Source organism: Nesterenkonia sandarakina, from assembly GCF_014138825.1.
Lineage (GTDB): Bacteria > Actinomycetota > Actinomycetes > Actinomycetales > Micrococcaceae > Nesterenkonia > Nesterenkonia sandarakina.
Genome location: NZ_JACJIH010000001.1, coordinates 1,120,205 through 1,133,645, shown reverse-complemented (window position 1 = coordinate 1,133,645; position 13,441 = coordinate 1,120,205). Strand labels below are relative to the sequence as shown.

Here is a 13,441-nt window from a genome sequence, read left to right as displayed (position 1 = left end):
GGGTGTGTGTCGTGAGGTTATGCGTCAGCTGCGTCCGTGCAGCTCGACGCCGGTGGCTTCGCGCACCTGTTCCTCGCTCACCCCCGGTGCGGTCTCCACCAGCACCAGGCGAGGCTCGGCCTCGGTGCCGACCACGTCGATCACGGCAAGGTCGGTGATGATCCGGTCTACCACGGACTTCCCGGTCAGCGGCAGGGTGCACGCCGGCAGGATCTTCGGAGATCCGTCCCTGGCCACATGGTCCATCAGACAGATCACCCGCTCCGCGCCGTGGACCAGGTCCATGGCGCCGCCCATCCCCTTGACCATCTTGCCGGGCACCATCCAGTTGGCCAGGTCCCCGTTCTGAGCGACCTGCATGCCGCCCAGCACGGCGACGTCGATCTTCCCGCCGCGGATCATCCCGAAGCTGGTGGAGGAGTCGAAGAACGACGCCCCGGGGAGCACGGTGACGGTCTCCTTGCCGGCGTTGATCAGATCCGGGTCGAGCGCATCCTCGGCGGGGTAGGGGCCCACCCCCAAGATGCCGTTCTCGGACTGGAGCACCACGGTGCGCTCGGCCGGGATGTGGTTCGGGATCAAGGTGGGCATGCCGATGCCTAGGTTCACGTAGGCGCCGTCGGGAAGCTCCTGGGCGGCACGGGCCGCCATCTGCTCACGGGTCCAGCCCGCGCGGATCTCGGTGGTCATGACGCGATCACTCCTTGTCTTCGCTGCGTACGGTGCGCTTCTCGATGGGCTTCTCGATCTCAGGCCCGACCTGCACGATCCGGTGCACGAAGACCCCGGGCAGGTGCACCGCGTCGGGGTCGATCTCCCCGGGCTCCACGAGCTCCTCCACCTGGGCGATGCAGATCCGGCCCGCCATGGCGGCGTCGGGGCTGAACTGCCGGGCGGCCTTGTTGAAGACCAGGTTGCCATGCCGGTCACCGCGCTGGGCGTGGACCAGGGAGTAATCGGTGACGATCGATTCCTCCAGGACGAACTCCAGGGATCGACCGTCGTGGATCGTGAAGGGCCGAACCTCCTTGGGCGCAGACTCCTTCACCACGTTGCCGGAGCGGTCGTAGGTCATCGGGATGCCGCCCTCGGCGACCTGTGTGCCCACTCCGGAGCGGGTGTAGAACCCCGGGATCCCGGCCCCGCCGGCGCGCATCTTCTCTGCCAGCGTGCCCTGGGGGACCAGCTCCAGCTCCAGCTCACCCTCGAGGTACTGGCGGGCGAACTCCTTGTTCTCCCCGACGTAGGAGGAGGTCATCTTCACGATCCGGCGTGCGGCGAGCAGGATGCCCAGCCCCCAGCCGTCCACGCCGCAGTTGTTCGACGCGACGGAGAGCCCGGAGGCGCCCTGCTCCAGCAGCGCCTCGATGAGCTGGATCGGATTGCCGGAGAGGCCGAAGCCTCCCACCGCCAAGGAGGCGCCGTCGGGAATGTCGGCGACGGCCTCGGCGGCGCTCGCCACGGTCTTGTCGATGGTCATGGGGTTCTCCTCAGGGACTCAGGGGGCTCAGGAATTCGGGGGTCAGCGACTCATAGCTTCAGCGACCCAAGGTTCGACGACTCAAGGTTCTGGGGTCCAGCGGCTCGGGGCAGGCGGCGGGATGCCTGGCTCTCCGCGGGCTGCTCTGCTCAGCGTGCGCTCCATCCTCCGTCGATGGCGTAGGAGGTGCCGGTCACCATCCCAGCCGCATCGGAGGCGAGCCAGGTGGCCAGGGAGGCGACCTCCTCGGGTTCCACCAGTCGTTTCACCGAAGACTCGGTGAGCATGATCCTCTCGATCACCTCATCCTCGTCGATGCCGTGGATGCGTGCCTGATCAGCGATCTGCTTCTCCACCAGCGGGGTGCGCACATAGGCAGGGTTCAGGCAGTTCGAGGTCACGCCGTGCTCGGCGCCCTCCAGGGCGGTGACCTTGGAGAGGCCCTCCAGGGCATGCTTGGCGCTCACGTAAGCGGACTTGTACGGGCTGGCCCGCAGTCCATGGACCGAGGAGATGTTGAGGATCCGGCCGAAGCCGCGCTCGTACATGCCGGGAAGAGCGGCGCGGATCAGCAGGAACGGAGACTCGACCATCAGCCGGTGCATGAGCCGCCACGCCTCGGGGTCGAACTCGTGCAGCGGGGCGACCCGCTGGATGCCGGCGTTGTTGACCAGGATGTCGGCGTCCAGGACTCCGCTCTCCGCGGTGAGCTCTTCCAGCGCCCCGGTCTCGGAGAGATCCACTGTCCAGGAGGTGCCGCCGATATCTGCCGCCAGAGCCTCAGCGGCTGCGCCGTCGCGGTCGCAGACGGTCACCTGGGCGCCGGCGGCGGCGAAGGCCCGCACGCAGGCGGCACCGATGCCGGAGGCCCCGCCGGTGACGACGGCGCGGCGGCCGGTGAGCGTGCCGGCCGAGAGGGGCGAGCTGCGGAGGGTGTCGGTGTTCATCGGGCTCCTTGGGGAGGGTCGAGTCGGGATCGGTGGGTGCCGGATGGATGACACGCGAGGTCGGAGATCAGAAGCCGCCCACGGCCGTGACCAGAGCGATCAGCGCCACGACCACCAGGACAGGAATCACGAGTGTCACCATAGCGATGTCCTTATAGGACTGCCGGTGGGTGAGGCCACAGACGATCAGCAGCGTGACGACGGCGCCCGAGTGCGGCAGCGTGTCCAGGCCGCCTGCGGCCATGGCGGTCAGCCGGTGCATCATCTCCAGGCTGATGCCTTCGGCCTCGGCCATGGCGCGCAGGTCCGCACCCAGGGCGTTCAGGGCGATGGTCATGCCCCCGGAGGAGGAGCCGGTCAGCCCGGCGGTGATCGAGGTCGTCACCACCGAGGTCACCAGGGCGTTGGCGCCCATGCCGAAGACCGAGTCACGGACCACCGCGAAGGCGGCCACCGACGCGACGACGGCGCCGTAGCCCACCTCGGAGGCGGTGGAGAAGATCGGCAGCATCGAGCGCTTCACGCCGTCGTTGAATCCGACCTTCAGGGTGCTCCACCGACCGAAGTTCAGCGCCACGATCAGTCCGATGGCCGCCACGATGGCCACCGTCACCGCCCACAGCCCGGCCCGGGAGTCATAGGTGATGGACCCGAAGGTGTCCTCCTGAAGATAGGACCAGTCCAGCGCCGGGAAGATCACCAGGGTGCAGGCGAAGTTGACCGCGAAGACGGCGAGCAGCGGCAGGAACGGGACCAGCCGGTTGGGCGGGGCCAGCGTGGTGGTGACCGTGGAGCCGTCGTCGGAGGACCCGCCGATGACCTTCTCGGACTCCGGGGACTCGAAGTGCTCACCCTTGGCGATCAGAGCCCGACGCCGGCGCTCCAGCCACAGCAGGCCCAGGCCGAAGATCAGGACGCCGCCGAAGACGCCCACCCCCGGACCCGCGTAGGCGCCGGTGCCGAAGAACTGCCCGGGGATGATGTTCTGGACCTGCGGCGAGCCGGGCAGCGCGGTCATGGTGAAGGTGAAGATGCCCAGCGCGATCGTGCCCGGGATCAGCCGGCGCGGGATGTCGGCCACGCGGAACAGCTCGCGGGCCAGCGGATACATCACGAAGGCGACCACGAAGAGGCTGATCCCGCCGTAGGTCATCAACGCGGAGGTGATCACCGTGGCCGCGATCGCGCTGCGGCTTCCGATCCAGCCGGTCACGGTGCGCGCGATCGACTCGGCGTAGCCGGTGACGGTCATCAGGATCCCGAAGATGGCCCCGCCGAGGAAGACCGGGAACCAGCTGCCCACGAAGCCGGCCATCGCCGGCATGAACACCTCGGTGTAGGAGGCCAGGATCGGGGCGCCGGAGAACAGCACACAGACCACCGCGGCCAGCGGAGCGGCAAGGATCACCGGCACGCCGCGGTAGGCGAGCGTGATGAGCAGCAGCAGGGACACGATGATGCCGACGATGCCCAGGATCATGGAGATCTCCTCGTGGAGAGTGGTGGTTTCAGTGACGTCCGTCTCGGCGTCGTAGACCAGCATCCACGCAGTGATGTGACGCGCGCTACATTCTCCTGTTCAACAGTGCGGCGCCGTTTTCGTAGCTTGCTACGAAAGTGTCCGGTGCGGCGGGGTGCCGTGATGCGCAGCCAGCACCCAGGACAGCTCGACGAGCGTGTAGAGGTCTCCGAGGTCCGCCCCGGTGATCTCCTGGAACCTCTGCAGCCGGTACCGCAGCGTGTTCACGTGCACCGGGATGCTGCGGGCGGCGGAGGGGATGCTCATCCGGTGGCGCAGGTAGGCGTCCACCGCCTCGAGCACATGCTCACCGAATACCTGGGCCTCGAGCAGCGGCTGCAGGTGTCGCTCCTGCAGCAATGCCGTGACCTCGGGGCTCGCGTGCACCGCGGCCCGCCAGGAGAGACGTTCCAGGTCCACCAGTCCGGTCTGTCCCACGGCGGCGGCGGCGCGCAGCGCGGCGGAGGCGGACTCGAAGGACCGTGGCAGCTCATCCAGGGTCACCGCCGGGCCGAGCCCGACGGTCAGCCGTTCCGGCTCTGAGCCCAGGGGAGGCTCTCCGATCAGGATGCCCACCAGGGTGCCGGCCCGCACGGCGGTCAGCGCTCGGATCCCCGACCTTTCGGCCCAGTCCTGGAGGCGCCGCTGGCACTCCTGGTCCGACTCTGGCTGCGAGTCCGCCGCCAGGGCGCGCAGCGGCGCTGCGGTGGGGACGTCGTAGAGGGCGGCGCCGCGGGTCAGCTCGGCCGGCTCCAGGTCGGTGGTCACGGCGTCGCCGATCCAGGCGACCCGCCTGGTGGAGTCAGCCAGGGCCCGCGAGACGTCCCTGTCCTGATACACCAGGACCGCCCGGGCGGAGAACACGTCGCCGAGTTCCCAGAGCAGGGTGGCGGAGCCCAGGACCTGATCTGCCGGAATGCCGTGGTTCGGGGCGTGGTCCAACAGCCGGTGCAGGATCACCGACATGCAGGCCCGGAAGCCGGCCAGCACGCTTCCCACCGGCACTCCCTGGGCATGCCGCTCCGAGGCGAGGGCGTCGGCTTCGGCCACGTCGTCGTGGCAGGGCTCGAAACCGGCGCGGATGGTGCGGATGCTCAGGGCGATGTTGCGCCGCACCGAGGCTTCCAGGGAGGCGGTGGGGACCTCGTCGTAGCCGGGCACCGTGTCGCGAATGGTGTCGAGGGTCTGCTCCAGGATGCTGCCGTCCTGTTCGAGGGTGGCCAGCAGCTGGTCCCAGCCGGCCTCGGTGGGGTGCTCATCCGCTGTCATGGGGCTCACCATACCGGCTGCGCTGCGCTGCTCCCGCGGCACTCTCGCGCTGCTCCCGCGGCACTCTCGCGCCGCTCGGGCATCTTCCTTCGCGCCGCTTCGGCGTCGCCCGCTCGCCGCTGGGCTCGCCGTTGGGCACACCTCCGCGCTCCGTGCCGAGTGTGGCCCTGCGGCGTCTGCAGCGTGTTTAGGTGATTTGCATCATGGGGTGGCGTGCGTCACATTTGGGTGCGGCGGGTGCCGTGTGGCTCCCGCGTTCCACATCATCTGCTCGACGTCTTCTGTCCGACGTCATCTGTTCCAAGTCCCCGATCCGAAGGAGCTGCGCTGATGTCTGTCCGGTCTTCCGCTGCCGCTGAAACGTTGCATCACGAGTTGTCCGAGGGCGTGGCCCGTGTTCTCGGAACCTCCGCTCGCCGCCGCATCCCCACCGGGCGTGCGGCATGACGGTTTCGCGGCAGGATGCCGCAGGCAACAGCGCCGTTCTCGGCAGGGTGATGCGGCCGCTGAACTCGCTGGTGGAGAAGCTGATCCCCTGAGCCCTGGTCTTCGCGATCGCGCTGACCCTCATCGTGGGTGTCCTGGCGCTGATCTTCACCGACGCGGGGCCGATCCAGGTCGTTGAGGAATGGGGCATCGGACTGGCCGGGCTGCTGGAGTTCATCACCCAGATGGCCCTGATTCTGTTCCTGGGCGACATCCTGGCCAACACGAGACCCGCGCGAAAACTGCTGCGCCGACTGGCCACAGTCCCCAGGACAGCGATCCAGGCCTACCTGTTCGTATTCCTGGTCGCCGCCCTGGCAAGCCTGATCACCTGGGGCCTGGGACTGGTGGTCGGCGGGCTGCTGGCGCGCGAGGTTGCTCACGTCTTCCGAGAACGTGAGATCCCGGTGCACTTCCCCATGCTGGTGGCCGCAGGGTTCTCCGGGTTCGTGGTCTGGCATATGGGCTACTCCGCCTCCGGGCCGCTGACCGCAGCCACCCCCGACTCCTTCGTGGCCGAACAGCTGGGCGCCCCGCTGCCCGTGGGGGAGACCATCTTCTCCACCTGGAACATCATCGCCTGCATCGTGACCATCGCCGTGGTCGCCCTGGCGCTGTACCTGGTCGCACCGCGGGACAGCGCCACGGTGGTCCCGCTGAAGGTGGACGCCCGCGAGGCCGATGTCGAGATCGACGACGCCGTCGAGACCCCCGCGGATCGGGTGGACGCCTCCCGCATTCCCACCACGCTGATCGGGCTGATGCTGGTGGCCTATCTGATCATCCACTTCAGCCTGACCTTGGACGTGGTCAACTGGAGCTTCCTGGGGCTGATCATGCTCTTGGTCCGCAGCCCCTTCGAGCTGATCGCCCTGACCAAGCAGGCCGCCTCGAACGTGGGCGAGATCCTGCTGCAGTTCCCGCTCTACGCGGGCATCCTGGGCATCATGGCCGGCACCGGGCTGATGAGCGTGATCTCCGAGGCCTTCGTGGCGATCTCGACTCCGCAGACCTTCGCGCTCTTCGCGTTCCTCTCTGCCGGGCTGGTGAACTTCTTCGTGCCCTCCGGCGGCGGACAGATCGCCGTGCAGGCCCCGATCCTGCTCGAGGCAGCAGAGACGCTCAGCGTGGATCCGGCGCTGGCCATCATGGCCGTGGCCTACGGGGACCAGTGGACGAACATGATCCAGCCGTTCTGGGCGCTCCCGCTGCTGGCCATCGCGGGACTCAAGATGCGCGACATCCTCAGCTACACCACGATCGTGCTCATCGCCTCCGGCCTCGTCTTCGGCACGACCCTGCTCATCGTCTCGATGTGACCGGCCTCGAGGTGATCGGTCGCGATGCAGCGGCCGCTGGGTCATCGCTGAACGGGTTCAGAGCTCGAAGTAGAACTCGTGGTGCGACGCGCAGCCCGGGTTGAATCCTGCCGTGCAGCGCTCGCAGGACTCAGCGGTGAGGTACTCCGCGATGCTGAATCGGGTGCGGCAGACCCCGCAGAGCAGCGCCAGCTCCTCGCGGCGGCCCCGCGGCCACGGGGTGATCCGGTGCGTCTCTGCCTCCTGGTGACACCTCAGGCAGGGATACCAGCGGTCGCAGCAGAAGAACCGGATGGCGACGACGTCGCGCGGTCCGGCATAGTGCCGGCAGCGGGTCTGCTCATCCACCGTGGCGCCGCGGACCTGGGGTTCATCCATGGCCCCGAGGCTAGCCCACCCCAGCCGTTGAGCGGCTGATTCTCCGAGCATCTCATGCGGATTTCGGCCCAGACCCGTCGCAGAATCAGCCCCTCAACGCAAGGGTGGCCAGTCACCCAGTGCAAGGGTGGCTTAGACGTCAACGCAACGGGTGCCCGCCCCTCAAGGCAAGGGTGGCCAGGCGCCCAGCGCAACGGTGACCAGGCGCTCAGTGCTGGGCGGTGGGATTCTGCATCGTGAGACATCCGGCGGTGCGGGTGCGCTGGGACACGTGGGCAGGCATAGAATCCAGAGCATGGCTGAGCGCACCGCAGAGACCCCAGAGAACACCCCCGACGTCGTCGAGGGCAAGGCACCATTCACCCCGCCCACCGCGGTCACCGGACCCTCCAGTCCGGAGAAGCCGCGCAGCTGGGAGGTCACCGACGGCTACACCCGCGCCCCGGCGCGCGGGATGCTGCGCGCGGTGGGCATGGGCGACGACGACTTCTCCAAGGCTCAGATCGGCATCGCCAGCTCCTGGAACGAGATCACCCCCTGCAACCTCTCCCTGGACCGCCTGGCCAAGGCCTCCAAGGAAGGCGTGCACGCCGGCGGCGGCTACCCGCTGGAGTTCGGCACCATCTCGGTCTCCGACGGCATCTCCATGGGCCACGAGGGGATGCACTACTCGCTGGTCTCCCGTGAGGTCATCGCCGACTCGGTGGAGACCGTGATCCAGGCCGAGCGCCTCGACGGCTCGGTGCTGCTGGCCGGCTGTGACAAGTCCCTGCCGGGGATGCTCATGGCAGCGGCCCGGCTGAACCTCTCCAGCGTGTTCCTCTACGCCGGCTCGATCATGCCCGGGGTTGCCCGGTTCGCCGACGGCACCGAGAAGGAGGTCACCCTGATCGACGCCTTCGAAGGGGTCGGCGCCTGCGCCCGCGGCACCATCAGCGAGGCCGACCTCGACGTGATCGAACGCGCCATCTGCCCCGGCGAGGGCGCCTGCGGCGGGATGTACACCGCCAACACCATGGCCTGCATCGGCGAGGCCCTGGGCATGTCGCTTCCCGGCTCGGCCGCACCGCCCTCGGCGGACCGCCGCCGCGACCACTTCGCGCACAAGTCCGGCGAGGCCGTGGTGGAGCTGCTGCGCAAGGGCATCACCACCGGTGACATCCTCACCAAGAAGGCCTTCGAGAACGCCATCGCGGTCACCATGGCCTTCGGCGGGTCCACCAACGCGGTGCTGCACCTGCTGGCCATCGCCCGCGAGGCCGGGGTGGAGCTCAAGCTCGAGGACTTCAACCGCATCGGGGACAAGGTGCCCCACCTGGGTGACCTGAAGCCCTTCGGCCAGTACGTGATGGCCGACGTCGACCGGGTCGGGGGAGTGCCGGTGGTCATGCGCGCCCTGCTCGACGCCGGACTGCTCCACGGCGACGCGCTCACCGTGACCGGCAAGACGGTCGCCGAGAACCTGGAATCGATCAACCCGCCGGACATCGACGGCAAGATCATCCGCGCGCTGAACAACCCGATGCACCCCAACGGCGGGATCGCCGTTCTCCACGGCTCGCTGGCCCCGGAGGGTGCAGTGGTGAAGTCCGCCGGCTTCGACGCCGAGGTCTTCGAGGGCACCGCCCGGGTGTTCGAGCGGGAACAGCAGGCGCTCAAGGCCCTGGAGGAAGGCCGGATCCAGGCCGGCGACGTCGTCGTCATCCGGTATGAGGGACCCAAGGGCGGACCCGGGATGCGTGAGATGCTCGCCATCACCGGCGCCATCAAGGGCGCCGGGCTGGGCAAGGACGTGCTGCTGATCACCGACGGGCGCTTCTCCGGAGGCACCACCGGACTGTGCATCGGACATATCGCCCCGGAAGCGGTCGACGGCGGCCCCATCGCCTACGTCGCCGACGGGGACCTGATCCGGGTCGACATCGCCGGGCGCAGCATCGAGCTGGTCGTGGACGCCGGTGAGTTCGCCGCCCGGCAGCAGGACTGGACCCCGCTGCCGCCGTTCATCACCACCGGTGTGCTCGGCAAATACGCCAAGCTGGTCCGCTCCGCCGCGGAGGGTGCCTACTGCGGCTGAGCCGGACGGGATCAGCCGCCCGCAGACCCGATTTCCACCATGTGAGACGGGTATCCGGGATGTTGACACTGATCACAGGCCAGGGAAGCATGGACGCCATGCGTCAACTACTAGCGGTAGTACCCGTATCCGCCGCCGGGGGACATGTGCAGTGACACATGTGCCTCAGATCGGCCGATCGTCCGCCTCACCCGAGGTGTCCGAACGGTCGACCTGGAGCTGACGCATCCGCTCACCCCGGCATGAAGGCCCGTCAGGCTTTTCAGCCGGGGTTTTCTCTTGACCGGTGTGGATCCGCCACGGATCAGAGACTTCTTGGATCAGCAGTTCGCCGAACCAGAGACTGAGGAAAAGATGAGCAATCTGACAGCCACGAGCCCAGCCATGCTGGCCTCGAAAGCATCCAGCAGCGCCGCTGGGACCTCCGCAGACCCGCGCCTCTACGGCCCCGGCCGCACCGTCGCGCCGGTAGAGGTCACAGGTTCGCAGTCCATCATTCGCAGCCTCGAAGAGCTGGGGGTGACAGACGTCTTCGGCATCCCCGGCGGCGCGATCCTGCCCACCTATGACCCGCTGATGGACTCCGACCAGGTCAACCACATCCTGGTGCGCCACGAGCAGGGCGCCGGACACGCCGCCCAGGGCTACGCGATGGTCACCGGCGAGGTGGGCGTCTGCATCGCCACCTCCGGTCCCGGAGCCACCAACCTGGTCACCCCCATGGCCGACGCCCATATGGACTCCGTGCCCATGGTCGCGATCACCGGGCAGGTCAACGCCGGGGTGATCGGCACCGACGCCTTCCAGGAAGCCGACATCGTCGGGATCTCCACCCCGATCACCAAGCACTCCTTCCTGGTCACCGACGCCGATGAGATCCCCAAGGTCATGGCCGAGGCCTTCCACCTGGCCTCCACCGGCCGGCCCGGCCCGGTGCTGGTGGACGTCACCAAATCCGCCCAGGTCGCGAAGACCACCTTCTCCTGGCCCCCGAAGATCGAGCTCAACGGCTACCGCCCGGTCACCCGCGGGCACTCCAAGCAGATCCGCGAGGCCGCGAAGCTGATCCAGGCCGCCTCCCGGCCGGTGTTCTACATCGGCGGCGGCATGATCAAGGCCGAGGCCTCCGAGGAGTTCCTCGCCCTGGCCGAGACCGTCGGGGCCCCGGTGGTCACCACGCTGATGGCCCGCGGCGCCTTCCCGGACTCGCATCAGCAGAACCTGGGCATGCCCGGGATGCACGGGACGGTCTCCGCGGTCGCCGCGCTGCAGCGCTCAGACCTGCTGATCACCCTGGGCGCGCGCTTCGATGACCGGGTCACCGGGCAGCTGGAGAGCTTCGCCCCGGACGCCAAGGTGATCCACGCCGACATCGACCCGGCGGAGATCTCCAAGAACCGCACCGCCGACGTCCCGATCGTCGGCTCGCTCAAGGAGATCGTCCCGGAGCTGACCTACTCCTTCGAGTCCCTGGTCGCCAAGCACGGTCGCACCGACACCAGCGCCTGGTGGAAGCAGCTGAACCGGTTCCGCGAGACCTACCCGCTGGGCTACGCCGCCCCGGAGGACGGCAAGATCGCCCCGCAGCAGGTCATCGAGAAGATCAATCAGGCCTCAGGTCCCGAAGCGGTCTACGTGGCCGGGGTCGGTCAGCACCAGATGTGGTCCGCCCAGTTCGTGAAGTACGAACGCCCCCGGCAGTGGTTGAACTCCGGCGGGCTGGGCACCATGGGCTACTCGGTGCCCGCCGCGATGGGCGCCCAGGTGGGCAACCCGGACCGGGTGGTCTGGGCGATCGACGGCGACGGCTGCTTCCAGATGACCAACCAGGAGCTGGCCACCTGCGCGATCAACAAGATCCCGATCAAGGTCGCGGTGATCAACAACTCTTCCCTGGGCATGGTCCGCCAGTGGCAGACCCTGTTCTATGAGTCCCGCTACTCCAACACCCACCTGAACACCTCGGTCACCGCCGAGGGTGGGGAGGTCGTGCGGATCCCTGACTTCGTCAAGCTCGCCGAGGCCTACGGCTGCGTGGGGCTGCGCTGCGAGCGGCCCGAGGATATCGACGCGGTCATCGCCGAGGCCATGGCGATCAACGACCGTCCGGTGGTCATCGACTTCGTGGTCTCCCGGGATTCGATGGTCTGGCCGATGGTCCCGGCAGGGGTCTCCAACAGCGACATCCAGTTCGCACACAACCTGACCCCGCAGTGGGACGAGGAGGACTGATATATGGGCACCCATGACATCGCCGCACCCGAGCAGCGACGCACCCTCTCGGTCCTGGTCGAGGACGTCCCCGGCGTGCTCACCAAGGTCTCCGGGCTCTTCGCCCGCCGGGCCTTCAACATCCACTCCCTGGCGGTGGGCCCCTCGGAGCTGCCCGGGCTGAGCCGGATCACCGTGGTGGTCGACGCCGACTCCAAGCTGCTCGAGCAGATCACCAAACAGCTGAACAAGCTGATCAATGTCATCAAGATCATCGAGCTGGCACCGGAGAACTCGGTCCAGCGCGAACACCTGCTGATCAAGGTGAAGGCTGACGCGCCCACCCGTCTGCAGGTCACTCAGGCCGTCGAGCTCTTCCGCGCCAAGATCGTGGACGTCTCCGTGGACTCACTCACCGTTGAGGCCACCGGCGCCCCTGACAAGCTCAACGCCCTCCTGGAGGTCCTGGAGCCCTTCGGAGTCCGCGAGATCGTACGTTCCGGCACCCTCGCGATCTCCCGCGGCGCGAAGTCCATGACCGATAAGGCGCTGCGCTGAGAACCCGCTGCGCAACACCTGCAGCACCCCAGACCTGTAACCCCATCCCCAACACGAGGAGACCTCACCGTGACTGACCTCTATTACGACGACGACGCCGACCTGTCCGTGCTCAGCGGCAAGAAGGTCGCCGTGATCGGCTACGGATCCCAGGGCCATGCCCACGCGCTGTCCCTGCGCGACTCAGGCGTCGACGTCGTCGTCGGTCTGAAGGCGGAGTCCAGCTCCAAGGCCAAGGCCGAGGAGCAGGGCCTGACCGTGAAGACCGTGGCCGAGGCCGCCGCCGAGGCCGATGTCATCATGATCCTGGTCCCGGACCAGCACCAGGCCGCGGTGTACTCCGCGGAGATCGCCCCGCACCTGGTGCCGGGCAACGTGCTGCTGTTCTCCCACGGCTTCAACATCCGCTTCGGCTACATCGAAGCCCCCACCGAGGTCGGCGTCGCCATGGTGGCCCCCAAGGGCCCAGGCCACGTGGTCCGCCGCGAGTACGAGGCCGGACGCGGCGTCCCGGCCCTGATCGCCGTGGAGCAGGACCCCTCCGGCGAGGCCAAGTCCATCGCCCTGGCCTACGCCAAGGGCATCGGCGGCACCCGCGCCGGGGTCATCGAGACCACCTTCACCGAAGAGACCGAGACCGACCTCTTCGGCGAGCAGGCAGTCCTCTGCGGCGGCGCCTCCCAGCTGGTGCAGTACGGCTTCGAGACGCTCACCGAGGCCGGCTACAAGCCCGAGATCGCCTACTTCGAGGTGCTCCACGAGCTCAAGCTGATCGTGGACCTGATGGTCGAGGGCGGCCTGACCAAGCAGCGCTGGTCCATCTCCGACACCGCCGAGTTCGGCGACTACGTCTCCGGGCCCCGCGTGATCTCCCCGGAGGTCAAGGAGAACATGAAGGCCGTGCTCGCCGACATCCAGTCCGGAGCCTTCGCCAAGCGCTTCATGGATGACCAGCGCGACGGCGGCAAGGAGTTCAACGAGCTGCGCAAGAAGAACGAGTCGCACCCGATCGAGTCCACCGGGCGCGAGCTGCGCAAGCTCTTCTCCTGGATCCCGCAGGATGATGACTACACCGAGGGCACCACTGCCCGATGAGTCAGCACGGTGAGTGGGGCGGGCCTTCCTAGGGCCCGCCCCGCTCACCGTCTTCGCGTGCACCACCCACGAACCACGAAGCGCCCCGAGCAGAAGAAGGAC

At 68.0% G+C, this 13,441-nt stretch carries 11 protein-coding genes; 5 read left to right on the top strand and 6 right to left on the bottom strand.

What is annotated here, in order from left to right:
- Nucleotides 1–24: 24 nt before the first annotated feature.
- The 5 genes from HNR24_RS05135 to HNR24_RS05115 all read right to left on the bottom strand — a co-directional run bounded on the left by HNR24_RS05135 (nucleotide 25) and on the right by HNR24_RS05115 (nucleotide 5,215).
- On the bottom strand, nucleotides 25–690 hold the full coding sequence (locus HNR24_RS05135; protein ID WP_182495201.1) for a CoA transferase subunit B: 666 nt from the start codon (nucleotides 688–690) through the stop codon (nucleotides 25–27).
- A gap of 7 nt (nucleotides 691–697) precedes the next feature.
- On the bottom strand, nucleotides 698–1,480 hold the full coding sequence (locus HNR24_RS05130) for a CoA transferase subunit A (RefSeq protein ID WP_058888890.1): 783 nt from the start codon (nucleotides 1,478–1,480) through the stop codon (nucleotides 698–700).
- A gap of 149 nt (nucleotides 1,481–1,629) precedes the next feature.
- Nucleotides 1,630–2,427: a 3-hydroxybutyrate dehydrogenase gene (locus tag HNR24_RS05125; protein WP_182495200.1), complete on the bottom strand. Its 798-nt coding sequence runs from the start codon at nucleotides 2,425–2,427 to the stop codon at nucleotides 1,630–1,632.
- A gap of 67 nt (nucleotides 2,428–2,494) precedes the next feature.
- A complete protein-coding gene (locus HNR24_RS05120) occupies nucleotides 2,495–3,970 on the bottom strand; it encodes a GntP family permease (protein ID WP_259392412.1) in 1,476 nt (491 codons plus the stop codon).
- Between the two features lie 66 nt (nucleotides 3,971–4,036).
- Nucleotides 4,037–5,215, bottom strand: coding sequence for a PucR family transcriptional regulator (locus tag HNR24_RS05115; protein WP_182495199.1), 1,179 nt, complete (start codon nucleotides 5,213–5,215; stop codon nucleotides 4,037–4,039).
- A gap of 542 nt (nucleotides 5,216–5,757) precedes the next feature.
- On the opposite strand from HNR24_RS05115, the gene HNR24_RS05110 reads away from it, so the two are divergent.
- A complete protein-coding gene (locus tag HNR24_RS05110; RefSeq protein WP_259392549.1) occupies nucleotides 5,758–7,020 on the top strand; it encodes a short-chain fatty acid transporter in 1,263 nt (420 codons plus the stop codon).
- A gap of 57 nt (nucleotides 7,021–7,077) precedes the next feature.
- On the opposite strand, the gene HNR24_RS05105 is transcribed toward HNR24_RS05110, so the two are convergent.
- A complete protein-coding gene (locus HNR24_RS05105) occupies nucleotides 7,078–7,398 on the bottom strand; it encodes a CHY zinc finger protein (RefSeq protein WP_182495198.1) in 321 nt (106 codons plus the stop codon).
- A gap of 295 nt (nucleotides 7,399–7,693) precedes the next feature.
- Between HNR24_RS05105 and ilvD the strand changes: the two genes are divergently transcribed.
- The 4 genes from ilvD to ilvC all read left to right on the top strand — a co-directional run bounded on the left by ilvD (nucleotide 7,694) and on the right by ilvC (nucleotide 13,339).
- A complete protein-coding gene (ilvD, locus tag HNR24_RS05100) occupies nucleotides 7,694–9,475 on the top strand; it encodes a dihydroxy-acid dehydratase (RefSeq protein WP_182495197.1) in 1,782 nt (593 codons plus the stop codon).
- Between the two features lie 354 nt (nucleotides 9,476–9,829).
- Nucleotides 9,830–11,707, top strand: coding sequence for an acetolactate synthase large subunit (locus HNR24_RS05095; protein ID WP_179442091.1), 1,878 nt, complete (start codon nucleotides 9,830–9,832; stop codon nucleotides 11,705–11,707).
- A gap of 3 nt (nucleotides 11,708–11,710) precedes the next feature.
- Entirely contained in the window at nucleotides 11,711–12,244 is a 534-nt protein-coding gene (gene ilvN / locus HNR24_RS05090) for an acetolactate synthase small subunit (protein WP_179442092.1), read from the top strand.
- A 69-nt stretch (nucleotides 12,245–12,313) separates the two neighbouring features.
- The gene (gene ilvC, locus HNR24_RS05085) at nucleotides 12,314–13,339 is read left to right on the top strand and encodes a ketol-acid reductoisomerase (protein ID WP_058888760.1); all 1,026 of its coding nucleotides are present in this window, start codon (nucleotides 12,314–12,316) and stop codon (nucleotides 13,337–13,339) included.
- Nucleotides 13,340–13,441: the final 102 nt, after the last annotated feature.